Below are 26144 nucleotides of genomic sequence, written 5' to 3'. Positions count from 1 at the left end.
AGACGCGAGACACGCCATGACCGATGCCATCCTGCTGGAACGCGAACGCGGTTTGCTGACCCTGCGCCTCAACCGCCCCGACAAGAAAAACGCCCTGACCCGCGCCATGTACAGCCGTCTCGCCGAGGCGCTGAAGCAGGCCGATGGCGACCCTGAAATCAACACCGTGCTGATCACCGGCAGTGCCGAGTGCTTCACTGCCGGCAACGACATCGCCGACTTCATCCAGCAACCGCCGAGCGACCTCGACAGCCCGGTGTTTCATTTCATGCTCAATCTGCTCGAATGCCGCAAACCGGTGATTGCCGCTGTAGCCGGCGCGGCAGTGGGCATCGGTACCACGTTGTTGCTGCATTGCGATCTGGTCTATGTGGCCCGCGATGCGCGGTTGCGTATGCCGTTCGTTAACCTTGGGTTATGTCCGGAGTTTGGTTCCAGCCTGATTCTGCCGCGTCTGCTCGGGCAGGCCAAAGCGGCGGAGCTGTTGTTGCTCGGCGAAGGCTTCAGTGGCGAACAGGCCGCCTCGTGGGGGATTGCCACCGAGGCGCTCGGCAGTGGTGATGCGGCGTTGAGCAAGGCGCGGGAAATGGCGCTGCGATTTGACGAGTTGCCGGCTGAGGCGGTGCGCATCAGCAAGCAATTGATGAGGGCGCCGGATCGCGAGTTGATTCGCAAGGTGATTGAGGAGGAGGGAGCTTTGTTTACTCAGCGGCTCCGGTCACCGGAAGCGTTGGCCGCATTGAGCGGGTTTATCAAACGGCATTGAAAAGCCAACCCTCATCGGAACGCCGCCCGCCCAGCCCTCTCCCGGCGGGAGAGGGAGCGGACCGAAGTGTGATGTGTTGAAAGAACCGGTCGGATTCAGCACAGAGCTATCAGGTCGGTGCAATTCTGCAATATCTCTCGATCGGTTCCCTCTCCCTCTGGGAGAGGGCTAGGGTGAGGGGCTTTTGATTCAACGCAGACAACAAAAAGCCCCGGCATTCACATGCCGGGGCTCTTGTTTTTCAGCGCATCACTCAGACCTGCGGATCGCCCACGTGCAGGATCTTCATGCCGTTGGTGCCGCCGGTGGTGTGGTAGCTGTCGCCCTTGGTCAGGATGACCCAGTCGCCTTTCTCCACTACGCCGCGTTTGGTCAGCTCATCGATGGCTTTCTGGCTGACTTCGTGCGGTTCCAGCGAAGCCGGATCGAACGGAATGGTGTACACGCCACGGAACATCGCTGCACGCGCCTGAGTTTCACGGTGCGGCGAGAACGCGTAAATCGGCACCGAGGAACGGATGCGCGACATGATCAGCGGGGTGTAGCCACTTTCGGTCAGGGCGATGATCGCTTTGACGCCCGGGAAGTGGTTGGCGGTGTACATGGTCGCCAGCGCGATGCTTTCGTCGCAGCGGGTGAATTCCTTGCCGATACGGTGGCTGGAGGTCTTGCCGGTCGGGTGCTTTTCAGCGCCGACGCAGATGCGCGCCATCGCTTGCACGGCTTCCAGCGGGTACAGGCCAGCGGCGGATTCAGCCGAGAGCATCACGGCGTCGGTGTAGTCGAGCACGGCGTTGGCCACGTCGGACACTTCGGCGCGGGTCGGCATCGGGTTCTGGATCATCGACTCCATCATCTGGGTCGCGACGATCACAGCCTTGTTGTGGCGGCGTGCGTGCAGAATGATTTTCTTCTGAATGCCCACCAGTTCGGCGTCGCCGATTTCCACACCGAGGTCACCACGGGCAACCATCACCGCGTCGGACGCCTTGATCAGGCCGTCGAGGGTTTCGTCGTCGGCCACGGCTTCAGCACGTTCGATCTTCGCCACCAGCCAGGCGGTGCCGCCGGCTTCGTCGCGCAGTTGACGGGCGTATTCCATGTCGGCAGCGTCACGCGGGAAGGACACCGCGAGGTAGTCGACTTCCATTTCCGCGGCGAGCTTGATGTCGGCCTTGTCTTTTTCAGTCAGGGCCGGTGCGGTCAGGCCGCCACCGCGACGGTTGATGCCTTTGTGGTCGGACAGCGGGCCGCCGATGGTCACGGTGCAATGCAATGCATCGTCAGTTTGGGTATCAACGCGCATCACCACACGGCCGTCGTCGAGCAGCAGCTCGTCGCCCACGCCGCAGTCCTTGACCAAATCCGGGTAGTCGATGCCGACCACTTGCTGGTTGCCTTCGGTCAGAGGATGGCTGGTGGAGAAGGTGAACTTGTCACCGATCTTCAGCTCGATCTTCTTGTTGGCGAATTTGGCGATACGGATTTTCGGGCCTTGCAGGTCACCCAGCAGGGCGACGAAGCGACCGTGCTTGGCAGCGAGGTCACGCACCAGCTTCGCGCGAGCCTTGTGCTCGTCGGGGGTGCCGTGGGAGAAGTTCAGACGGGCAACGTCCAGACCAGCCAGAATCAGCTGTTCGAGAACTTCCGGCGAGTTACTGGCCGGGCCAAGGGTAGCGACGATTTTGGTACGACGGACGGACATGCAAAGACTCCTGAGTTCAAGCGCTAGCGAAGGCTACTATGCTCTTGGGGTGTAGTCATTGTTCGAATGCACTACTTATTACTTTCTTTATTGAACACGACGATTGGCGCAAACACTTCTGAAGATTTCTCGGCAAGGGTCGATAAAGAGCACAAGACAGGAGAACCCTCATGCGATTCGTACCCATTGCCGCCCTTGCCCTCAGCGTCCTCGCCGTCACGGGCTGTACCCGTTGGTCGATGAACCATCATTTGAACAACGCCTACAGCGCCTACGATCGCGGCAACTGCGAGCAGGTCATGCTCGAGCTGTCCAAGGTCGAACGCGCCAGCCGTGCCCGCCCGTACGTGTGGCCGGAAGTGTCGATGATGCGCGGCCAGTGCCTGGAGCGGCAGAAAATGTTTGTCGACGCGGCGCAGACCTACCAGTTCATCATTGCTTCGTACCCCAACAGCGAATACGCCTTCCGCGCCCGCGCCCGTCTGGAAACCTTGCAGAGCCTGGGTCATTACCCGACACGCAGTGCCGCTGCCGTGGTGCGGCCGACGCGCTTCTGATGACAGTTGTCATACAAAATCTGGCTGTGTGTACAAGCTGAGCTATAGTCGAATAACCCGGGTTTAGCGCTGAATCTGTAAACCCGGAGCAACACCTGCGACTGGCAAGTGGTCAGGTGACGGCGACGTAGCGACCGTCACACCGGAAGCGGGGAGAGCGGGCCTGCGACACTGGCACGTTCCGAAGCAAAGGTGCGGCTCTGTGACAGAGCCTTGCATGGCGAACTGCGCATGTTTACCGAACGGATCGAACGGCATCAGTTGCCGTATTTCCTCAGAGTGTTCAACAGCGTCACTGACAAACCCATCGGCTTTCTCGGCAACCTCTCCGAAGACGGGCTGATGCTCATCAGCCAATTGCCGATGATGGTCGGCGTGGATTTCCAGTTGCGTCTGAAAATACCCGCCAGCGATAGCTGCCAACAGGTGATCGACTTCACCGCGTGCTGCGTGTGGTGCCATGAAGACGCCACGCCGCTGCACTACGACGCCGGCTTCGTCCTGCAACGCGCCCCGCCGGAGTTCGGTCAGTTGGTGCAGGCGTTGCAGCGTTATTTCAGTTTTCAGCCGTTGCCGGCCTCGGCTTGATTTAAAACCCCTAAAGGCTTCGAGAGAAGGCTCGCTCCTGCACAGGATCCGGTGCACCTGCATCCTGTGAGGGCGGGTTTGTCTGCGAAGGCGTCTTCACTGGCACGCGCTTATTAACGGTCAGGTGGTATCGATCGCGCCCGCTCGTTATTCAGCCTTCTCTCTCAGAAACAGTTTCCTGTCAGTCGGATGATCGACATCCGATCGCGGCTTGTCCGATCGAAACAAGTCGCATTATTTGCTGGGAAAAACACCGTTCGTCGGGACTGTCAGATCTTACAGGTGTGCCCTTGCACAGGCTGAGCGTTCAATGTTTTTGCAACAGGAACGAATCAGCTCAGCAAAGTGCGGAGGTTTTTATGGGTGACAAGAAAAAGAATCTGACAACTTCAAATCCAAATAATCATGAGGACGTCAGCGCTTCCCAGTCTTTTTCAGAGGAGGAGCTCAAGTCGATCGATTGTACTCAGGCAATTACCAAAACACTGCGCGTCAGTGTGGATAACTTTATAGGTGAGCTGACTTTTAGTTATTGGTGGGGAAATGGTGGAGGGCTCTTTTATTGCTACTCCTCACAATATCGAATTACCCAGTCTGGTAATCAAGGTGGCAACAAAGCTAACTTGCATTTTAGTTTCGACTCAAAGCAATGGTGGGGCGTCGACTCCCCGGATGCTATTTGGCAAGACGGCGAGTGGCACAGCTATCCTCGCGGTGGATGGATTGCTGTCCACGGACGAACTCGAGTTTATATCAAATACATCTTCGATAAAGGTGGGGTTAAGGATCCAGAGGGCACCGATGAAATCTGGGTAGATTTCAGTGTTTGAATGATGTTTGGCTTTTTAATGTTAAGCCTTAAAAAACAGGGAGGCTGCAGATGATTACTGAAGGCGAGTCAGAGGGCGTGCTGATTACTTCGATTACAACACCGGTAAATAATGCCTATGTGAGAAATGGCGATATTGTCGTTGCCGGTAATTCAGATGTTAACTTCCCTATCGTTTTGCGTATGTTCAAGCTAAATGACGAGGTCGCTGCCGAAACGACTACCCCAAAAAATGGGCTCTGGAACACTGTGATAAAGGGCGTGTTCGAACCCGGTCAATACAGGATAGAACTCCAGCCGGTCGGTGGCGTGAAGGTGACAGTGAATCTACGCGTCACACCGGTGACGATCACCTCTCCCATTTCCGGAGAGGAAGTCGACGAACAATTCTCCATACGAGGGAGCGGTGGCGAGTTTGGCGTGGGGACGGTGAGGGTGCATAACGCATCGACCGGCGGGGTCTTGGGTAATGCTGACATTCAACCCGATGGGACGTGGGAAAAGCGCTTGACGCTATCGGATAACAGCGCGTCTTACTTTGCCACGCAAGTCATCGGCGAGTTCCCTTCGCCACAATCCGCAACGGTCAATGTTGCGAGGAAAGGGACGCCCGTCATCACCAGCCCGGTTGAGCCTTTACAGAATTGCTCTTTCTTGATCGGTGGCACGCAGGGCAGACCCGGCTCAGTCATGCAGATTTTCAAGGATCTATCGACCACTCAAGTGGGGGAAGATGCAGTATCCGGTGCCAACTGGTTTGCTCCAGTCATTGTCGAGCCAGGCCCTGTCTCGCTTGTCGCGATGCAAACCTTTGGCGGTGTACCGTCCAAGCGCAGCGCCCCCCGCTCTTTCCGAATCCGCCCTCCACAACTGGAAAAACCTGAAGTCACCTTTCTCCCGGATACAAGTTTGAAGTTCTCCGGCTCCGGCCATTTCGATCAAAACCTCTCGACCGAAATCCAGTTCTCTGCCAGCGACAGCTCGCTGCCTTTGCCTCCCAACGTCTGCGTTGATGGGGAAGGCCGGTGGGAAACGGCCCAGGTTGTCTGGCCTCTGGGCAGCTACGATGTGAAGGTGATTCAAAGGATCGCCGACAACGCCAATGGCTGGATCGACTCGCAGCCTCTCGAGTTCAAAGTCCACAACGACATGCCGGATATCACCGAGGCGAGCTACACCGAGGCGTATCTACCCGTCTTCAGCGGCAAAGGTTACACAGACGCCACCGTCTCGCTCAGGTTTCCCGATACCACCGAGGCTGCACGAAGTGTGGTGGTCGTGAACGGCCAATGGTCGACGCCTGCATTGGTGAAGTGGGGGCCAACCAACAAGCGGGAAGTGCACATTAAACAGCATCTGGGAAACCATCCCTCACAACGTCCTTTCATCCTGTACGTCACGATTCCACCGCTGGCGCCAGGCCTGGAGGATCCTGCCGAGGAGGGTCTGGAGCCGATTTTCAGTGGCACTTGTTGGCCTGGAGCGGTGGTAAAGCTCCGGTTCAGTGACGACGACATGGAGTACGAAGCGGATGTGGAGGGTGAACGCTGGGCATTTCAGCGAACCAAAGCATTTGAACCAGGAGTCCTTCACCGCGTCAGCGTTACCCAGATCGTTGTCGATCTCCCTTCCGTGTCGGCATCGAAAACCTTCACTGTCCACAGAGTCATGTTGCAACCGCTGATCGTCGCGCCGGTATCCGGCTCAGAAGTGGGGTACGACGTCACCATTGAAGGTGATAACGGTATGCAGGGCGCGATCATGCAATTGCATGACCGCCAGATGGGAGGAACGCTGGGTGATCCGCTCGAATTGCTTGAGGAGGGCAAATGGTCGATCGAATTACGCGATCTGGAACTGAGGCATTATTTCCTCCACGCGCAACAGATACTCAACGGGCAAGAGTCGACCAACAGCGCTGTGCACGAACTCAAGGTGGTGGTGCCGCCGCCTCGATTCACGACGCCGATCCCTGGCGGGAAAGCGCCACGCATCTCGAAGATTGCTGGTACGGGCAGACCTACCGCGCTGGTGGAGGTCTGGCTGGAAGGCGCTACTGAGCCATTGCTGACGGATATTGAGGTGAACGCGTCAGGCAACTGGGAAGCCGAAGTGAGTTTGCCGGTGGGTAACACAACTATCCGGGCCTTTCAGACTTTCGTCCTCAATGGCATTGCGCAGCGTTCTCAGCCCAATGAGCGTTTGCGTTACAAGGTCGTGCCGGCCGCTCCGTTTATCGAAACCCCGACTGCCGATGACCATATCGGCCGACGGGTCGTGGTGTCGGGTTTCGCGACGCCCGGCGACACCGTGACCGTGACGCTGGGTAGCGACCACGCAAGCGTCGAGGTGCGGGAAAACCGAACGTGGTCGGTAACGCTGGAGCCTGGGCAAGACGAAGGCAATCATGAACTGCAAGTTGTGGCGGCTTACGAAGGGTTTGAATCCGATAGCGCGAAACGCACGGTTCAGCTGGCAACTTATCTGCCCACCATTGAGATACCAGCGCCGGGACGCTGGGTCAGCAACCCGGTGCTGTTTGCCGGCAAGGGCCGCCAAGGTGTCGGTGTTGTGGTCGACCCGTTCAACCCGGACCAGACGTGGGTAGCGTCGATTCAGGCCGACCCGGACTGGCAAGGTCTGTCTGACCAGGCGTTACCGCTGGGTGGCAACTGGTGTCGTTTCAAGCTGCAACCCAGCGATAGCGATCCGCTGGGTTCTGACTGGGTCGTCAGTGAGCGGTTTGAAATCGAATCAGTGCCGGCGGATAAAACACGGTTGTAAATTTCCGATGAACGGACACAACACCTGTCATTTCTGACAGTTGGCAGCTGCTGCGTTCAAGCGCTAAATCGTTACGGGATGCTGGGTCCGCCTGACACAACAATCAGGCGGATCGGGCCCGTTTTCGACTCAAGGAATGTGACCATGGCTGATTCACTCCGTCCCGCTGCGCAGTTGTTCATTCAACTGTTTGGTGAGCAAACGTCCACTGCGCAAAACCGGCTTTCGAAGCTCTGGAGTTACATTGAGCAGGGGGGATCGATTTTCCCTCTGGTCGAAAAGGGTCTTCCGGTGCTGGTCGGCGAATACGGACTTGAGCAGCAAGAGGCCCGGCGCTTTTTGCGCCGGGCCAACAGCCTGGCAACCTACGTGCGACGTCGGTTTATTGAGCATCACGCGCAGGGGGACAAAGTCGGGTCGACAGGACCGTCCAGCGGTTTGATGTCGCTCGTTGACGGGCCGCAACTGGAGCGACTGTTCGATCTGCAATTGAAAACCAAGTGCCCCTCGGATTCTCTGGAGTCCATGTTCGGGCCTTCGGCGTATCTCGTCTTCTTGTATCGCTTGATTCGCGACTTGATCGAATCCGTTGGTGATGACGCCAAGCTACCGTTGCATGAGCGTCGCACGGATTTGATGGCGTTGACGGTCGACAGTAAAACGGTGAACGCGCCGGAGTCATCAGTCGACGTGATCGTACGCGTGCTACAGGCGTTCATCGCTGCGAACACGACGGTTCCCATTGAACAGGCATTGATCGAAGCGCGCTATCCCAATGGTCTGCCGTATTACCAGCACTGGGTCACGGTTGATGGGGTTACGGGTTTCAACGGACGATCAGTGGGGGATTTTGCCAACATCGTTGACGTTAAATTCCCCAACTTCTTGCACTCCGGATCCCTGACCCGGCTTGCCGCTGCTGCTCTGGCTCATGCCTCTCGCCTTGGCCCGTACCAGCAGCAGTTGGTGACTGAGGAATATAAAAATTTTGAGGAGATGTATCAGTTTTATCTGGAGAACTTTGGCACCGAAGACTTTGAGTTTATGAATCTCAATCAGATATTTTATTTGGCTGAACGTACAAATCTTGTGGCCGAGGAGGTGACAAGTCTTTTGTCGGTTGGGGACTACGCGCCGCGGCGTTCGGCCAATGTCAAATACTCCAGTGAGCCCGACGTCCCGGAAGGCGGCCGATCCGGCTCGGTTTACATCAATGATAATGCTCACCCCGCTATCGGTATCACCACGCAGTCAGGGAATAATTTTCATCGGATTATCGTTAATCCCAATACCCCAAGAGGCTTGAATACATTCGATCGACTCAACCGCAAGTTACGCCTGGACAAATGGCTGAATCTGCCCCCTGAGCAGACTGACGCCCTGTTGGTCGCAGCGATCAGGGCGCAAGCGCGTGGAGCCGAAAAGCCGGAGGTGTGGGCCATTTCGGTCAACGTGATTCATGCATTGGGTCTGTTTCAGCGACTGCGTGAACGCTACAACTGCACGGCAGCGGATTTCGCCGTGTTTCTCGATGAACTGTCACTGTACGGTCGCGGTGATGCACTGTCGCAGTTCGATCAGGTCTTCAACAATCAGGACAATTATCGCGAGCCGCTGCGACTCGACGGCACACCGTTTGCGCTGATACCGACATCGGATCAAGACAACCTGACGGTGAGCCAGCTATGCAGTGGTTTGGGCATTGATCTTCAGACTTACCACTACCTGGCGTTGGCGATAGCCCAGGCTCATGATCTTTCCGACAATCTGGTGCGCAGTTCGGCGGTCATTTCCAGTTTTTACCGTTTGGTAAAACTGCCCCGGTTGTTGAATATCACACCGGTCGAAGGCGTGTTGATGCTCCGTGTGCTGGGGGGAGAAACCTGGCTCAAAGGGTTGGCGGGCAAGCCGCGCATTGTCGACGTGGCGGATGATGACAGCCGTATTGACGCCACGGCTGGCGGTCCGGGCGTGCTGAGCCTGATCGAAGCCATGCAGGCCTGTGTCCAATGGTGCGAGCAAAGCAACATATCGGTGCTGTGGATGTTGCAGCACGTGAGTGCACCACTGCGTCTGAGCGAATTCTCCCAGCAGGACCAGCAGTTCTTCGACAAGATCGGCACCCTCCTGCCCAGCGCGCGGTTATCCAATAATTCTTTTCTCGTAGCCGGCATTCCGCCGGCCGGCGAAAGCGACTGGCTGGATTTACTGTCGATTGACAGTGAGGGGCTGGCGCCGGTTGTCGATGCCAATGGCCTGATACTGGCATCTGCCCTGACGCTGGAAGATTATTCGGCCTTTGCCCGCGAGAAGCTCGAATGGGCCGTCAGGAACGGCCTGGACATTGAGGAAACCCAGGTCAGCGTCTTGGCCGAAATCATGCTCGTCGTTCTTCTGCAGGCCAGAGACGCTCAGGTGTCGCTGGTCAGGGAGTCGCTGGCAGTCTACGCCGGCATCGAGGGCGAATTGGCCGTTCTGCTGCTGAAATGGGTCGATGCTTCGGTGTACCAACTGTTGCGCCAGGTGTATGACCGCACTGACCTCGAATCGCCAGCGACGGAGCGCAGGCGCGACGAACCTTCAGATCCGTTACTCGAATTGCTGGCTGTCGTGCGCCAGCGCGCCGAAGTCGTTTCAATGTTGGGTTTGAGTGCGGCCCTGGTCCGGGACTATCTGGATTATGGATATGAGGTGTGGGTCGACCAAGGCATCATCATCGTCGATCCCTCTCAAAAATATGTGTTCTCGGTGCGCATACTTTACGCGATGACCACGCTGAGCCGCGCGTTCAGCATGAGTGAACAGCCAGAGCAGAAACTGCTGGACTATCTGCGTCAGGTCCATTCGCTACCGCCCAAGCTAAGCGTCGATGCATTACGCGTGGTGCAGCAGGCAGCGGCGATCAAACTGGCTGAATTCTTCGCCTGGAGCGCGCAGGAAGTCAGCGAGTGTGTTCGCCATATCGATCCTGAAACCCAAGTGTTGAAAACCCTGGAACAACTGGATCTGCTGATACGCGTTTACCAGTTGTCGATGCAGACCGGAATGGATGCCCGGACCATTTTGCGGATCGGTACCTTGCCGGAGACAACCGATGCCAGTGAAGTCTATGCCCAGGCAGCTGAACTGGCTTTGCTCAGTCAGACCCAGACGCGTGTGCCGGTCGTGCAAACACCGGGCGAACTGAAACAGTTGGTCAGGATGACTTGCACCGTAACGCCTACAGAAGTCTTCGCTCGTAAACCAGACGAGAAAGCGGTCATTACGATGACGCTCACTGACGCCCGGGGGGCAGCGTTGAAAGGTGTCGCTGTTGACTGGCACTCCGAGCTAGGGATCATCAGTTCGGGTGCCACCGATATCAACGGAGTCCTCACGGCTGAGTATGTTCCGGGCAAAGTCCTGGGTACGGACAGCCTTTATTTTTCCGTGAGCCTGCTCGAGCCTGAGTGGGCAGTGAGCATCAACGTCATCGCCGACGCCGACAGCATGAATTTCCCAACATCGCTCATGTCTCCGGTGCCAACGGAGGTCGTGCCACTTGGTCAGGAAATCACCCTCTACGCCACGATGGTGGACCAGTACGGAAACCTTGGGGCCAACATGCTGGTGGACTGGGCCTGGGAAGAAGGAACAGATCCCGAAGAAAGGCCAAGGATCCGTCCGGCACAGGGTTTCACCAATCAGCAAGGTGAAACCACGGTTTATATCACCAGCGATTTCATCGGTGAATTCGAAGTCGGTATACGCAGCCTGGCAAGCGGGCAGGGGGTTCTCTTCGAACCCATCAGGTTTGGGGAAACGCAAGGCCGCAGCCACTCGCTTGAACAAGCGTCACCGCCTTCCGCCAGTGACTCGGGAACCTCTTCCACGGAGCAAGGATCATGACGTCGAACAACATTGGCCTGTTGCAGGAAAAACGTCGTACCGCGTTGCTTGAGTATTGCATCGGGCAAGTAAGGGCGGAGCGTTATCCGCCTTTGCGGACCCCGGAGGACGTGTTCGAATTGCTGCGCATCGACCCGCTGGACAGTGCTCGGGTGCAGACGTCGGGGGTGGCCGAAGCGATCAGTTGTGCGCAGCAATACATCAGTGCGGTGTACAACAAAATGGAGCCCGGTTTCGAAAACCACGAGTTTCCCCCTGAGCACCTGGAAAACTGGGCGCTGTACGACAACTACCCGGACTGGGCCGCAGTGCAGATGATCGCGCTCTACCCGGAAAACTACATCAATCCGTGCGTGCGTCAACGCAAGACGGATCTGTTCAAGATTCTTGAAAACTACCTCAACCAGGCCCGTTTGAGCATCGAATCGGTTCTAGCCGCGCTGCGGGATTACTTGCAAGCCTTCGAACAGATCTGCGATCTGGATGTTATCAGTGGCTACATGGACGGCACGACCCCGGAGCGCGCCGATTATTACTTTGTCGGGCGTCAGCGGGTGCCGCCGTTCCAGTACTTCTGGCGCAAGGCGCAAATCGAGATCACGCCCACGTGTGTTGCCGTCAACCCGGCGGCGTGGAGTGAATGGAAAGCCGTGGATATTCAACCTGCCGGGCGGGTGCTGGACATGCGTCCGGTGGTCTGGAACGGCCGGCTGTGTCTGGTCTGGGCGGAGTGGCGGGACAAGGTCGGCGAGATTATCAAGGCCGATCCTCCGGGCGACGGAGAACAGCCATTGCCAGACGATAGATCCCGGTTCGTACCCCATCAACTGGATATCAATGTGGCCTTCATGAGGCAGACCGGCCAGTGGTCGGCGCCTTTGAATTTACGCCATAGCGAGTTTGAAGAGGATCTCTCGGCAGGTGCCCGATTGATCGCAACTGTGTGGGTCGACTCGCAGAGTCCCAAAGGCAAGCTCGGGGTATTGCTGGCCAATGATAGAACCGACACCGGTGCCTTGAAAGAGACCGCGATCATCGATGTGCTGATGCGCCCCGTTGTCGAAGACAGTGGTACCTGGCTGGAGCTGGCCAAGAATGAACGATTTGTTTCTGCCTTGACGGTTCAGCACCCCTTGGGTCTTGAGGCTTCGGTGGTACCAAGCGAGTCACCGTCAGGCGCCATGGCAGCTTTTCTGGGGCTGAACGTCTTCGCCATGCGAGTGGGAGACAAAGATCAGCTGACAGTTGAGGGCTTTTGCAGGCCCACAGGTTTGTCAGAGAAGAACACAAACTTTACCTTGCAGTTGGAGAACTCCGCTAATGGCGACCCAGCGCCGGTGACACTTGCGGTGTCTACAGCCGGCGGTTGGACGATGAGGTTTTCGGACACTTTCACTCGACCAAAAGGCTCTTGGAACAACGTCAAGTTCACCCTAAAGAATGATACTGAAGGCTTTGGCGGTAAACAGTTTGACCTGACGATTGTCGATCTCCCTGATTTCATCGCGCCAACGCTGCTGAAAAACACCACGGATGCCGCCCAATTCCTCGACTTTCAACTGGGCGCTGGCTGGGCACTGCGATACGTTCGGCTCAATTCGCTGTTCGGCCCCGAGTTGGTCACACGCTCCACTGTCTCTCCAGCCACGCTGATCAACTGGGACTCCCAGCATTTGTCAGAACCTCCACCCACTGGTGTTGATTTCGAGGAGCGCAACGGCGCTTTCGACGGTGCCAACGGGCTGTTTTTCTGGGAACTGTTTTTCCATCTGCCGCATTTGATCGCGACGCGCTTGCGGGATGAGGAGCGGTTTGCCGAAGCACAGACGTGGTTGCATTTCGTCTTCGATCCCCGGGCTACTGCCGACAGCAGCTCGGTACCCGCGAAACCTGATTACTGGCGCTGCCGACCGTTGCTCAACGATCTGGGCAATGCCGGCTGTGAATCCGTGGCGCCTGCCGATCCGGATGCGATTGGGTATTCGGCGCCTGTGCATTTGAGGCTGCTGATGTTCATCGAGTATGTGAAGAACCTCATGGCCTGGGGGGACTGGCATTACCGCCAACTGACCCGCGAAAGTCTGGCGGCGGCAAAGCTGTGCTATGTGCAAGCGGGATCATTGATGGGCAAACCGCCTCTGACTCAAACGGTGAACTTGTGGCAGACCGCGACGCTGGGGAACCTTCTGGCCCAAAGTTGCACGCGTACGGCACTGGAAACCTTCGAGCAGACATTGAATTACAGCCTGGCAGATGTTCCGGCCGGCTCCGATACAGCTCCCATGCTGGGTATGTTGGGGTGTCCGCCGTTCAGGGCACCCATCAATGATGAGTTGTTCACGCGGTTCAACGAGCCGCAGTACCGGATGAACAACTTGCGCAACAACCTGACGATTGATGGCAAGCCCATGCTCCTGCCGTTGTTCAACCCACCGACTGACCCGAACCAATTGCTGCGCGATCTGGCAGCAGGGGGTGTCGGTGGCGCCAGACCGATGGGCGGACGGCTGGTGGTGATTGCGTTTCGCTGGCGCGCGATCTTCGAGGTTGCCTTGCGTGCGGTGCAGGCCTTGCAGGATTACGGCAGCCAGGTACTCAATCTGCTTGAGCGGCGTGATCGTGCCGAGCAGGAAGAGCTGCAGCAAAACCATCTGGTGGAGTTGGGCAATTACGCCAGAACCGTGCAGGAGCAATCCATCGCTCAGTTGGAAGCGAGCATGACGGCGCTTGAGCAGAGCCGGACAGTGGCGCGGGAACGGGCAGATGCTTACGCAGCCCGCTATGACGAAAACGTGTCGGCCGTCGAATATCAGGTCATGGCAAACCTGGACCAGTCCAAAGAGCTGGCGCTGACGGCCAAAGTCCTCAAACCGGTAGGCGCGGCAGTGGCGGCGGCGCCTAATATTTTCGGTATGGCGAACGGCGGGTTTCGTGTCGACAAAGTCACGGATGCCATCTGCTTTGGCCTGGAAATAGCTTCGTCAATGTTGCAGATCGATGCCGACAAGCAAGCCACTACCGAAGGTTATCGCCGTCGCCGCAATGAATGGGGGCTGCAACGCGATCAGGCGCTGGCAGAAATTGCGGCCATCGATGCGCAGATCGTCGCGCAGAGCCTTGCGATTGATGCCGCCAGAACCAACCTCGCGCAAACGCTGCGAGCTAACGCCCAAGCGTTGACGATGTACAACTATCTGAAAAAGCGCGCGACCAATGCCGAATTGTTCGGCTGGATGCTGGGCCAGCTCAAGGCCTTGCACTATCAGGCTTACGACGCAGTCGTCAGTCTGTGCCTCAGCGCGCAAGCGGCAATGAATGCCGAAACTGGCGATTACGATTCCAATATTCCCTTGCCGCAGGTCTGGCAGGATCAACGCCACGGTTTGACCGCTGGCGAGCATCTGCGCGCGTTTCTGCTGCGCATGGAATATGAATACCTGCAGCGCACCGAGCGACGGCTTGAACTGGTAAAAACCATCTCCTTGCGTCGCCTGTTCAACGATGCAATAGACCCACAGCTCGGTATCGGTAGTTGGGAAGATGCATTGGCGCAATTGCAGACCACCGGCTCGCTGGATTTCAGACTGACGCAATTGCTGTTCGATCGGGATTATCCGGGACATTACTGCCGGCAGATCAGTTCGGTGGAAATCGACTTGCCAGTGCTGGCGGGACCTTTCGAGGACGTGCGCGCGACCTTGCTGCAGGTCGGCAGCATGACTGCCAGCCGGGCTTCGGTGCAGTCAGTGCAGTACTTGCACAATCCTGATCCTGGGGTAGTGGCCCCTTCCGATATGCTGTTCAACTTGCGTCCGGGCCAGCAGATTGCCCTGTCGGTGGGGATCGCCGACAACGGCATGGCGGCGGCGAAGCCAGATGAAGGCTTGCTTTATCCATTTGAAAATACCGGTGTGGTATCCGCTTGGGAGCTGAAATGGCCATGGCATAAAGAACCGTCGCAGAAGGCCATGCTGGGCTCGATGAACGATTGCATCTTGCGCATTCGCTATACGTGCAAGAGCGGAGATCAGTCGTTTACCGATTCGGTGAAGGAGTTGGTCAATGCAGCGAAAAGAAGGCCTGGCCGGCAGGGGCAAGGGAGTGCGCAGTCATGAATGATCCTATCGTTCAGGTGAATGAAAACCTGGTGTGCAACGGGGATTTCGAAGAACGGTTCGAATGTTGGGCAAAGACGGGGGGGGTCGCTATAGGCACGGCGTATTACGACAACACGCCTGTCAAGCACATAAAAGCGCCGAAGGGCGCGGGTGTCACTCAGGACGTCACACTTCCCAGAGATTCCGATGACAAGGGTATTTATTGGCTGAGTTTTCTATGGGAAAGCAGTTTCAGCCAAGCAGGCTGGGTGAGGATTTCTCAGGGAGAAACCGAGCATTACCGCATCGAACTCAAACCCCTCGGTAAACCCGAGCAGGCACAACAGCGCGAGGGTTTCGGATCCGGGCCAGAGAGGCGATTCAGTCCGACCCTGCATGAGGTGGAACTGACATCGGACATCTCAAGCTCAAAGCCACTGCGCATCGAAATATACAGCTCGACAGAGTCTTCCAGTCCATTTGGCGAGATCTGGGTTACACGCGTCAAAATCGAGTTGAAACTCGCGCCACTTGAGTTGCAGCAAATTGAGCTGGACGACCTGTCGTTCCTGCCCTTGCGCAAAATGTACCTGTGCCAGGGCGCCAGCAAGGGCGGAGCTTTTGGCATCGACGCATTGATCACGCCCCACATGCTCGGTTTTGTACCTGCGCCGGATAACCCTTGGAATGGCACCCCGGTTGCATTGAGCATCGACAATAATCCGCAGGGCGCGATTGTCGCGACGCCTGCCTGGGACACCCAGCAAGCGCTGGACGCGCCATGGACGCTCGATTGCCCGTTGATCGATGATCAGGACTACGAATTCACCCTGAGCTTGCGCAACCGTTACACCTCGCAGGCCTACGAGATCCCCGTATCGCTGGGGCATCATCGGCTGATTTTTCGTGAGGTGCTCGAGGCTGCTTACTACCCGTTGATTGAGCAAAGTGTCCGTCTGGGTGTGCAAGTGGCGTCGTATTACACCGGCCAGCCATTTGCCGGGCTTACGGTGAACTGGGCGACCGCCGAGCACGGGGTGTTGGCGGCTGCCGTTACTGATGAACAAGGTTGGGCCTACTTCGATTATGCGGCGAAGGCAGCAGGGGACTTCGTTATCGAAGCCTCTGTGGTCAGCCTTTATTACGAGCAGGGTGTGTGGACCCAGACGTTTGACGTGCTGGTACTGGGCGAGGATCCGTGGGCACAGTTGACTGTCTGTGAAAACAACGAGATCAGGGACTGGATTGATAACAGTTATCCGAACCGGGGTTCTACCCATTTCATTGATGTAATGCTGGCGGCCAACAGTCGTCTGCGAGGCAGCGACTTCTATCTGCATTGGCACGGTGACAAGCCTGGGCAACTGGGTGTCGTGGTCAGTCCGCCACTGGAAACATCGGTGCCCATGCCGATCGATGGAGGGGGCACTGCATCCTGGACGCTGAACTGCGAAGACCGGCGCGACGGGATATTCGAGTTGTCACTGGTCTGCTCGAAGCTGTTGTTGCCGTCGCCCAGGAAGCGCATGTCGCTGGCGCGCAACAGGATCAAAATCAAAGAGGTACGCCAGGCCGCGAATAGTCCGGTGGTGGAGGCGTACGAAAGTGCGTACCTGCGGTTGCAGGTGGTGCATGTTACTGATCAGGGCGACGGCGAACCGGTCATCGGTGCGCTGGTCGAGTGGCGAATGGCCGACAGCGTCGTGCAGAGCCAAACGGGAAGCGGTGGTTGGGGGAGCCTGAAGTTTTACACCAGAGAACCCGGGACTCATGGGATCACCGCAGCGGTCCGAGCGCATGAATCTGCTGCGCCGCATGAGTGCGAATTCAGCGTGACCGCGATGGCCAGGAGTTCTTGGAAAGACAAGGTCAACATCACGTTTGATCGTGGTCTGATCGACCAGGATCTGGGTCTTTTCTGCCGACGAGGTCAAATCCATTCTCTGGAGGTCACAGCGCTTGCCGACAGTCCTCTTATCGGCCAGGAAATTACGTTGGCATGGGGCGTTGACGAATCAGACATCGGGTTGGCGGTAAGTGAACTTGGCGAACCCAGGGTATTGCGCGCGGATGAACCGCTGATCTGGACGCTGAGTTCTGAGTTCGTAACGAGCCGCAGCAGTATGTTCGGACTTCGGTTGTTGACCGATTCACTGGAGGATCGGGAGTTGCTCGGTCGTTTGTCATCGCCGGATATCTACGATGAGTTCACGCTTGTTCTGGATCAAATGAGCACTGACAAAGGTCAGTCGCTGTATCCCTGCATTGGCGCTGTGCACCGATATATTTTCAGAACGAATGCATTGAGCCCATTGGTGGGTACTTACATCGAGATGTACTGGTCCGGCAGCACGGCGGAAGAGCTGGGGATCGTGCGTAATCCTCCAGAGAGCAGCATCAATAATATTGATGAAAGCGGCATGACCTGGACACTGGATTGTTCCGATAGTCGGGGGGGCGGGGCGTTCGGTCTGAAATTCTTGACCGCGGGGGCTGGCTCGACGGATGTCACCAGAATGCACTTGGGCCACAACAAACTCAGCATTGAAACCGTGCGTGAGTCTGCCGTTTTCCCGATCGTGGATCAGGACCCTGCATGGATGTGGGCGAAGGTACGTTCGGATTTCTCGGAAGATGCCATGGTTCAAGTGCCAACGCAGTGGAAGGTTGATGGTCACTCTGAAGAACACGTGACTGCTGACGATGGCTGGGCAGGCTTTGCGTATGGGGCAACCACAGGCGGATCGGCAACGGTTGAAGTGTCGGTCACCAGTCCGTATGACAATGCTACAGATACACGTTCGATGGAGGTCTGTTCGCTGGCCGACGATCCGTGGGCTCGATTGCAGTTCAGTATGGACAACGGACCTGTACAGCCTTTCGGCCAGGACACTGGTTTCGCGCGTCGCAAACTGACCCATAGAATCGATGTAACTGCCCCGCAAGACACCTTTTTGTCCGGTCGAAAGTTGACGTTGGGCATGGTCGGCACCGGGCCCGAGGCACTCGGCATTCGTTTTACTCAGCCCGTACTCGGTTTGCCAAGGGTCTTCAGCCGCGAGGCGGGATTCACCGATTCCTTCATGGTCGATGACAAGCGTAATGGCAGTTTCGGCTTGTTTCTGGCCTGCGAAAGCCTGGCACGATGGTCACCTGTCAATGCAATGTCGGTGGGTGAAGGCGCGCAAGTGGTGAAGATCGCCGAGCGTTCGCGGGTTAGCCAGACGCTGTACTGGGGCGAGGCTGTGTCCGAGCAGATCACCGTTGTTTCGGCCATCAGCGGCAGGCCGATGGTGGGGATGAATGTTGTCTGGCGCAGTCCGGATCTTGGCGAGGTGACGACGACCACCAACTTCTACGGCGAGGCGCGGATCCGCTTTGTGCCCAAGACTCCCGGAGCGGCGCAACTGACCGCGACGGTGGGGGATGTGCAGTATTCGGAATCGATTTCGTTGTCGTATTACCTGCATGAGCCTCGACAGATCAAAGAGCTGTTCAGCAATGATTTGACCGGTTATCCGGGGCAAGAAATTTCAGCTCAGGCTTGGGTGGTTTCAGCCAATACCGGCGAGCCTTTGGCTAATGTCGAAGTGATGTGGGAGTACGGCAACACATCTTTACCGGCAACACTGACGGGTACCGATGGCATGGCAACGGTGCGCTTTGTCTTGGGCTCTGCAGGTGAGGCAGCATTGTGGGCGTCGGTAAAGGGCGGCTTGGCTGGCTGGGATGTGGAAACGCTACGGTTGACTGTCACTGAACGTCCTGCGGTTGTGAAGTCCGTCGTCGCTGCGCCGAATCCGGCTTTCGTGAACGACTGGGTAACCATGACTGCGTTGATCGTAGACAAGGCTTCTGAAGAACCGATGCCGAAAAGGAAAGTTCTTGTCTCCATTAACGGCAGGCTGCCACACATTGAGGCTATTACGGATGACAACGGTGAATACAAAACCTCTTGGCGGGTGATGGGATTGTCGGAAATCGTTTCCCTTGACGTCAAAGTCGAGAATCCTGACGGGACCTCGAGCAGCGGATTTGTGCACGTGCAGATCGAGAGATGATCAAAGCGCCGCACTTCGTTTCCAGCTCAGATACTGCGTCACCAGTTCGGCCCCCAACTCTGCAGGCCGGACATCCACCACCGGAACGCCATGAGCGCTCAACCGCTCATGGAGTTCTGCCCGTTCATTCATGTAGTTCACCGTGCCGCAGTAAGCCAACGCCTCGGGCAATGTTTGCACCGTGGTCGGACGTAACGTATCCAGCATTTCTTCGCGCAGACTGGCGACCAGCACCCGATGTTGTGCGCTCAGACGTTTGACCGCGCCGAGCAGTTCCTCGTCGTCCTCATCGCGCAGGTTGGTTACCAGCACCACCAGTGCCCGGCGCTTCTGGCGACTCAGCAGTTGATTGGCGGCGGCCTGATAATCCGCAGGGCGTTGCGTGCTGTCGAGGTCATAAACCGAGTTCAGCAGCACGTTGAGTTGGCCGCTGCCTTTGACCGGCGCGAGATGGCGTGGCTGATCGCTGGCGAAGGTACTCAAACCCACTGCATCGCCCTGACGCAGGGCGACATAACTGAGCAGCAGGCAAGCATTAAGCGCGTGGTCGAAGTGCGAGAGTTCATCGTCCTGGCTGCGCATGCGTCGGCCACAGTCGAGCAGGAAGATGATTTGCTGGTCGCGCTCGTCCTGATATTCGCGGGCAATCGGTGTGCGTTGACGGGCCGTCGCTTTCCAGTCGATCTGGCGCAGGCTGTCGCCTTCACGGAATTCGCGCAGTTGATGGAATTCCAGACCCTGACCGCGACGTTGCCGCTGACGTACGCCGAGCTGGTTGAGCCAGTTGTCCACCGCCAGCAGTTCACCGCCATAGAGCCGGGCGAAGTCGGGGTAGACGCGGGTCTGGTCACGGACGCTGAGCAGGCGTTTGCCTGACCATAAGCCCAAGGGGCTGGGCAGATTGACTTCGCAGTGGGCGAAACTGAAATGACCACGCTTGAGCGGGCGCAGGCGATAGCCGAGCAGGCTGCGCTGGCCGGGTTGCAGTTCAATCGACAGCGGCAGGTTTTCGAAACTCAACCCTTCTGGCGGGTGGTCGAACAGCTCAATGTGTGTCGGCGCTCTGAAGGCATGTTCGATTTCCAGGCGCACCTCACTCCAACGGCCGAGCGCCAGACTCCCGGGCATCTGCCGGGTGATGCGCGGTGTTGGCAGACGTTGCAGGCGTAACGCATCCAACAATGCCAGGGCCAGCAGCGCCAGCAGCAAGCCCCAGTTGATCGATATCAGGCTCGCCGGAGTGTCGACCTCCAGTGCGCGCAATGCGCCCAGCACAATACCGATGACCAACAGCAATGCCAGCCAGATCAACAGCAGTCGCGTGGGTTTCACAGGCGCGGCGCCGGCACCTGGTCGAGCAGTTGCGCAAGCACCTGATCGACCTGCAGGCCTTCGATGTCCAGTTCCGGAGCGATGCGTACGCGATGGCGCAGCACGGCCAGTGCGCAGCCCTTGATGTCGTCGGGAATCACGAATTCGCCGCCACGCAACAAGGCGCGGGCACGGGCGCAACGCACCAGGGCAATCGAGGCGCGTGGCCCGGCGCCAAGGGTCAGCCCCGGCCAGGTGCGCGTGCTGCGCGCCAGGCGCACGGCGTAATCGAGGACCTGATCGTCCAGTGGCAAGTCACTGGCGATGCGTTGCAAGGCTTGCATATCCTTGGCCTGCAGCACGGTGCGCAGCGGCTGCACATCGAGCATGTCGGCGCGGGTCGAGCGGCAGACCTGACGTACCATATTCAGCTCCTGATCGGCGTCGGGGTAGTCCATGCGCACCTTGAGCATGAACCGGTCGAGTTCGGCTTCCGGCAGGGGATACGTACCTTCCTGTTCGATCGGGTTTTGCGTGGCCAGGACCATGAACGGTTGTGCGATGGGCAGGGCGCGACCTTCGAGCGTGACTTGACGCTCCTGCATGGCTTCGAGCAGCGCTGCCTGGGTTTTCGCCGGGGCGCGGTTGATCTCGTCGGCCAGCAGCAGATTGGTGAACAACGGGCCTTTGCGCAGCTTGAACTGTTCGGTTTGCAGGTCGTACACGGCGTGGCCGGTGACGTCGCTGGGCATCAGGTCCGGAGTGAACTGAATCCGCGCAAACTCGCCACCGAAGCAGCGGGCCAATGCGCGCACCAGCAGGGTTTTGCCCAGCCCCGGCACACCTTCGAGCAATACATGGCCACCGGCGATGAGCGCTGTCAGCACGTCGTCGATCACCTGGTTCTGGCCAATCAACGCTTTCTGCAATTCACTGCGCACGGCTTGCGCCAACTGGCTCGCACGCTGGCGTTGCTGGGCGGCGTGGCTGGCGCTGCCGGGCTCGATCTGTTCGGTCATAGCGTGTTCCTCAGGGTTTGCAGGTGGGCGACCTGGCGGCAGAAATCGGCGCTGGAGATCCGCCGGTTCGGCACTGGGCTCAGGGCCTGGCTGATAGCGCGGGTGGGTTGCCGGGTCAGGCGCGACAACGCCAGCCATTGTTCGGCAACGTTCAATTGATCAAAGCCGGAATGGCGGCGACGGGCGCGGCGCAGCACGTCCTGTTGCAGTGCTTGCAGCAGTGCCTGCTGGCCGTTGTGGCGCAACAGGAAATCGGCGCTGGCGCGCAGGTGTTCCTGCAGTTGCCGGCGTCCAGTTGGCGCGGGTAATTGCAGTGGGCCGTGGCGTACGCCGACGTGCCAGAGCCACAGGCCGATCAATGCGAGCAGGGCGACGATGGCTTGCGGGAAGTAACGCCAGAGCAAGGTCAGCAGGCCATCGTGCTCGGTGTTGTAGATCAATGTGACATCGGTGTCGGCGCTCAAATACCAGAGCAGCCAGGCGTTGTCGTATTGGCTGATGGTTTTGTTCTTCCACAACTCGGCGTCGGTGACCACGGTGATCGTGCCAAGGCTGTAGGGCAGCTGCATCATGTGCGTGGCCTTGGCGCTGTTGGCCCAGGCTTGCGCAAGATTCTTCGGGTCTTCGAGGTGGAAGTCGGTGTCGAAACCGGCGTAGGCCGGAGCGTCTTCGTCTTCCAGAAAGAGTTTGGTCAGTTTCGGGAAGCGCTCTGGTTCAGCGTCGGCGGGCAGGTCTTTCAGATCTTTGCTCAGGGATTGATGCAATTGCACCCGATCGAGTAACAGGTCGTTACTCTGTTTCGTCTGCTCATCCCATAACGATTCGGCGACGAACACCAGCCGCCCGCCCGCTCGCGTCCAGTTCAACACTTGGTCAACCTGACGTGGGGCCATTCGAGAGCGGTCGTTGAACAACAGCAATGTATGACTGCGCGGGTCTGTATCCGGGAGCACCGCGAGGCTTTCGGCATGGCTGACAGTAAGGCCGCGCTCACGCAAAAACAGCTCGGCCGCCAGATACGGATTGGCTTGCGCGGCAGGCGCGGGGCCGTGATCGACTTCTTCCTGGTAGGGCTCGGCCTTGAGATAGAGGAAAACGCTTAGCGCACCCACCAATAGGGCGATCAACCCAGCGACCCACCACAATGCCCGGCGACTCAACGGGTGGCTCCGGGGCCGAACAAGGCACGCCAGCCATCGCACAATTGCTGTTGCAGCGGCGCCGCCGGCAAGCGATGTCCGTAGGCCATGTTCTGCCAGTGGGTGGTCAGGTTGCGGCTGAAGGCGAGCAGTTCGGGGCGCTGCAATTTCTCGATGTGTGCCAGCACCTCAAGTTCGGTATCGGCGGGTTTCAGGCACAGATCGAAGTCGTGGAGCAGATGGCTGAGCAGCCCTCGATAGAGCAGGCCCAGCGCTGCACGAGGTTGGCTTTGCCAGAGTTGTTCGGCATGGGCAGCGATGTCGTCAGGCAGGGTGTCGCGGCTCAAATCCAGACCGAAGGCTTGCTGCGGCAACGCGCGTTTCGGTTTGGCAGGCAGTCTTGGGCGACGGCTGACAAAGGCTTGGAGAAACTCGCGATACCGCCAGATCAACCAGCCCAGCGCAGCAATGACCGCGCTCCACAACAGCACTTCAATGATCTTCGCCAGCCCATTCAAGTGTTGTCCGTCGAGCCAGCCCAGCAGGGTTTTCAGCCACTGCGGCGCTTCACCGGGTGTTTGCGCTTCGCCTGTTTTCGCCGGGTCGTCGCCAAAGCGGTATCGGGTAACGACTTCCTTGTTCTTGAACGGCGGCTGTTCAAGCAATGCCTTGATACTGTCCCGTGATGCCTGACTGCTGAGTGGTTGATTCAACAAGCGCGGTGCCTGCGGACTGTCATCCGGTTCGGCCGCCCAGGTCGACGGCATATTCGGCAGCACCAGACAGACGGCCAGCAGCAACCCCAGCACACTGTTGTTCAGACGTTGACGCAAGCGGCGGAACACCAGTTCGATATCCCACGCTTCCAGTTGTGTACGCCGGTTCAGATAAAGGCTGAAGCCACAGGCGACATAGATCGGCTCCCACACCACCAGCACCAGCGCGTAGAAGGCATTGGTCAGATGTTCGAGCCAACGCCACTCGTTACCTGTCGAGAGAATCAGCGACTGCCAGTCCCAATCCGTTTCGATCTGCTGCGGCAGCAACATGTAGAACAGCACCATCAGGCCGATCCACAACGCGGTTTCCAGATGCACGCCGATGATGGTCAGCCACTGCGCGGCGCCGGCGTTGCGTTGCAGCAGCACGTGCAGACGTTGTTGCCGGGCGCTGCCATCAAGGCCTTCGAGTTGCACCACCGGCAGCACAAAACTGCGGCTGAAACTCAGGCGGCGCCAGGTCAGGCTGGCCAGCAGTTGCGGTTTGAGCAGGCGCGGCCATTCGCGCAAGGCTTGCCTGAGTGTCGGTGTTTCGCCAAACAGCGCTTTCGACAGGATGTACAGCGGCAGCCGTTCGTACGCCGGTTTCAGCCACCAGAAGATAAACACCGCCAGTGACGGCGAATCCCATAGCAACAAACTGAGCAAGGCGAACAGCGGCAGGGTGACGATCGCCCAACTGGTCATCAGCAGACGCCGATGTTGCTGACTCATCAGCACACCGAGGTCCATGGCTTCCCAGGTCGTGCGCGGACGGATCACCACGGTGGCGTCACTCAGGCGCATGACGGGTCCTTCCGGCTAACAGCAGATAGACCGCCACCAATGCCCACAGCCCGGCGCCGACGAGATATTTGGTCAGCGGCGTGACGCTGGTTTTCGACGACCAATAAGCTTCGATAAACGCGGCAATCAACAGGAACACCATCACCCCGCAGACCAGCAGCACACTTTTGCGCGCCGCCCGTTTCAGCGCTTCGCTGCGGGTCAGCCGTGCGGGCGCGATCAAGGCCCAGCCGAGTTCCAGACCGGCCGCCCCGGCGATGGCGATGGCGGTAAGTTCAAAGGCACCATGGGCGATGACGAACGACCAGAAGGTCTGGCCGAAACCGATCTCGCTGAGGTGCCCGGCCACCGCGCCGATGACCATGCCGTTGTAGAACAGGAAGAAGGCACTGCCCACGCCCAGCAACAAGCCGCTGGCGAAGGTCTGAAAGGCAATGCCGATGTTGTGCATCACGTAGTACCCGAACATCACCCAGTCTTCGCTGGCCGCGCGTTCGGCGGGGCGCCCGAGGTGGCCGGCGACCGGGTCGTACATGCCTTGCATCTCGCGAACTTGATCGGCGGGGATCAGGTTATAGACCAGTTCGGGAAACACATACACCAACACGCCGACGCCGATCAGGCTGCCGAAGAACAGCAGGCAGGCGACCAGCACAAAAGGCCATTCGGCGCGGACCAGCCTGGGGAAGTCGGCGAGGATGAAACTCAGCAGATTGGCGCCGAGCCGACTGCGATGACGGTACAGCTGCTGATGCCCGCGCAGCACGTGTTGCTGCAATGAGTCGATGAGGAAACTGCTGTAGCCGCGTTCCTGTGCCAATGCCAGATGCTGGCAAAGCCGTCGGTAGGACTTGGGAAAACCGGAAACTTGCGAGGTGTCCTTGCCGCGCTCAAGGCGTTCGAGGGCCAACGTAAAACGCTCCCACTCAGCCTTGTGACGTGTTTCGAAAAGGCTCTGCTTCATGTCGGGCCCAACAAACCGCGAGCGATGCCATTGAGTTCAATGACAGCTTTGGGCGCGGAAATATGCAGTGGCTGTGCGAGCAGAGCCGCCAGTTCATTGACCCGCGCTGGCGATAATTCACTTTGGCGCTCGGCAAAACCCAGTACGGCGCGTTGTTCCGCGAGCGTCAGGGGGACGGGCGAACGCCGTGGTTCGGCGTCAGGCAGTTGCGGGCGAGTCAGCGGGCGTTCGCTGTAGACCACCAGTGTGCCTGCAGCGATGTCGCCGAGGCGTTTGAAGGCCGGGTGTTGCAGGCAACTGAGCGTGCCAAGGAAATAGCCGAATGGCAGCAGATCGACAAACCGCAGCAGATTGCGCAGCAACGAGGCCGACCAGCCAATCGGTGTGCCGTCGTCGTGCACCACACGCAGCCTCATCCACTGTTTGCCCGGCGAGCGGCCCTGGCGCAGCACTTCAAACAGCACCATGTACCACCAGCTGATCGCAAACAGCAGCAGCGAACCGAGGCCGATGCCGAGCTTGCCGAGAAATGCCAGGGCGATGAACAGCACGCCCATGATCACGCCGCGTATGGCCAGATCGATCGCGAAGGCCACGGCACGCACCATCAACCCGGCAGGACGCAACGGCAGGTCGATGCCTTCCGGCGTTTCGACCTGATGCCGCGTATCCAGCGGCGGGGCCAGCGGTGCTTTCCTTGGCGGTGCTGTGGACTCGAGCATGGGCTACCTGATGTTCGCCTGTTCGGGGTGCAAGTGAGGTCGATGCTAGCAGCCTCTCGGGGGAAAACGACATAACTATGTATTGCACATCGTTAAGCGCGAAATGTTTGAATGACGCGAGGCTGGCCGCGAGCGCGGTCGAGCGCCTA

At 58.2% G+C, this 26144-nt stretch carries 15 protein-coding genes; 8 read left to right on the top strand and 7 right to left on the bottom strand.

Going from position 1 to position 26144, the window contains the following annotated elements:
• The first annotated feature begins 16 nt into the window (after window positions 1-16).
• Window positions 17-766: an enoyl-CoA hydratase-related protein gene (locus ACZZ0G_RS05240; RefSeq protein ID WP_463555526.1), complete on the top strand. Its 750-nt coding sequence runs from the start codon at window positions 17-19 to the stop codon at window positions 764-766.
• A gap of 253 nt (window positions 767-1019) precedes the next feature.
• Here ACZZ0G_RS05240 and pyk read toward each other — a convergent pair whose 3' ends face one another.
• Window positions 1020-2471: a pyruvate kinase gene (gene pyk, locus ACZZ0G_RS05235; RefSeq protein ID WP_463555525.1), complete on the bottom strand. Its 1452-nt coding sequence runs from the start codon at window positions 2469-2471 to the stop codon at window positions 1020-1022.
• Between the two features lie 170 nt (window positions 2472-2641).
• On the opposite strand from pyk, the gene ACZZ0G_RS05230 reads away from it, so the two are divergent.
• From ACZZ0G_RS05230 to ACZZ0G_RS05200, 7 genes are all read left to right on the top strand, one after another.
• Complete coding sequence (locus tag ACZZ0G_RS05230; protein ID WP_242208145.1) at window positions 2642-3028, top strand: tetratricopeptide repeat protein; 387 nt, start codon at window positions 2642-2644, stop codon at window positions 3026-3028.
• A 231-nt stretch (window positions 3029-3259) separates the two neighbouring features.
• Window positions 3260-3616, top strand: coding sequence for a PilZ domain-containing protein (locus tag ACZZ0G_RS05225; RefSeq protein ID WP_463555524.1), 357 nt, complete (start codon window positions 3260-3262; stop codon window positions 3614-3616).
• 359 nt (window positions 3617-3975) lie between these two features.
• The gene (locus ACZZ0G_RS05220) at window positions 3976-4446 is read left to right on the top strand and encodes a hypothetical protein (RefSeq protein ID WP_463555523.1); all 471 of its coding nucleotides are present in this window, start codon (window positions 3976-3978) and stop codon (window positions 4444-4446) included.
• A gap of 50 nt (window positions 4447-4496) precedes the next feature.
• A complete protein-coding gene (locus ACZZ0G_RS05215) occupies window positions 4497-7229 on the top strand; it encodes a hypothetical protein (RefSeq protein WP_463555522.1) in 2733 nt (910 codons plus the stop codon).
• Window positions 7230-7373: 144 nt separating this feature from the next.
• Window positions 7374-11117, top strand: coding sequence for a Tc toxin subunit A (locus ACZZ0G_RS05210; protein ID WP_463555521.1), 3744 nt, complete (start codon window positions 7374-7376; stop codon window positions 11115-11117).
• On the top strand, window positions 11114-15232 hold the full coding sequence (locus tag ACZZ0G_RS05205) for a Tc toxin subunit A-related protein (protein ID WP_463555520.1): 4119 nt from the start codon (window positions 11114-11116) through the stop codon (window positions 15230-15232). The genes ACZZ0G_RS05210 and ACZZ0G_RS05205 overlap by 4 nt, the downstream gene beginning before the upstream one ends.
• Window positions 15229-19275, top strand: a complete 4047-nt coding sequence (locus tag ACZZ0G_RS05200; RefSeq protein WP_463555519.1) for an Ig-like domain-containing protein — start codon at window positions 15229-15231, stop codon at window positions 19273-19275. Before ACZZ0G_RS05205 ends, ACZZ0G_RS05200 begins: the two co-directional genes overlap by 4 nt.
• Here ACZZ0G_RS05200 and ACZZ0G_RS05195 read toward each other — a convergent pair whose 3' ends face one another.
• Genes ACZZ0G_RS05195 through ACZZ0G_RS05170 form a run of 6 tightly spaced genes read right to left on the bottom strand, consistent with a single transcriptional unit; the run spans window position 19276 to window position 25995 of the window.
• Window positions 19276-20607 (bottom strand): DUF58 domain-containing protein, encoded by a 1332-nt coding sequence (locus tag ACZZ0G_RS05195; RefSeq protein WP_463555518.1) that lies wholly within the window; start codon window positions 20605-20607, stop codon window positions 19276-19278.
• On the bottom strand, window positions 20604-21605 hold the full coding sequence (locus ACZZ0G_RS05190) for an AAA family ATPase (protein ID WP_463555517.1): 1002 nt from the start codon (window positions 21603-21605) through the stop codon (window positions 20604-20606). Before ACZZ0G_RS05190 ends, ACZZ0G_RS05195 begins: the two co-directional genes overlap by 4 nt.
• Window positions 21602-22765, bottom strand: a complete 1164-nt coding sequence (locus tag ACZZ0G_RS05185) for a DUF4350 domain-containing protein (protein ID WP_463555516.1) — start codon at window positions 22763-22765, stop codon at window positions 21602-21604. Before ACZZ0G_RS05185 ends, ACZZ0G_RS05190 begins: the two co-directional genes overlap by 4 nt.
• Complete coding sequence (locus ACZZ0G_RS05180; RefSeq protein ID WP_463555515.1) at window positions 22762-24309, bottom strand: DUF4129 domain-containing protein; 1548 nt, start codon at window positions 24307-24309, stop codon at window positions 22762-22764. The genes ACZZ0G_RS05185 and ACZZ0G_RS05180 overlap by 4 nt, the downstream gene beginning before the upstream one ends.
• Window positions 24296-25273, bottom strand: a complete 978-nt coding sequence (locus ACZZ0G_RS05175) for a stage II sporulation protein M (RefSeq protein ID WP_463555514.1) — start codon at window positions 25271-25273, stop codon at window positions 24296-24298. The genes ACZZ0G_RS05180 and ACZZ0G_RS05175 overlap by 14 nt, the downstream gene beginning before the upstream one ends.
• The gene (locus tag ACZZ0G_RS05170) at window positions 25270-25995 is read right to left on the bottom strand and encodes an RDD family protein (RefSeq protein WP_463555513.1); all 726 of its coding nucleotides are present in this window, start codon (window positions 25993-25995) and stop codon (window positions 25270-25272) included. The genes ACZZ0G_RS05175 and ACZZ0G_RS05170 overlap by 4 nt, the downstream gene beginning before the upstream one ends.
• Window positions 25996-26144 lie beyond the last annotated feature (149 nt).

This window comes from Pseudomonas sp. AC169 (assembly GCF_979258515.1).
The sequence above is the reverse complement of the archived record's forward strand: the minus strand, read 5'-3'. Positions and strand labels throughout refer to the sequence as shown.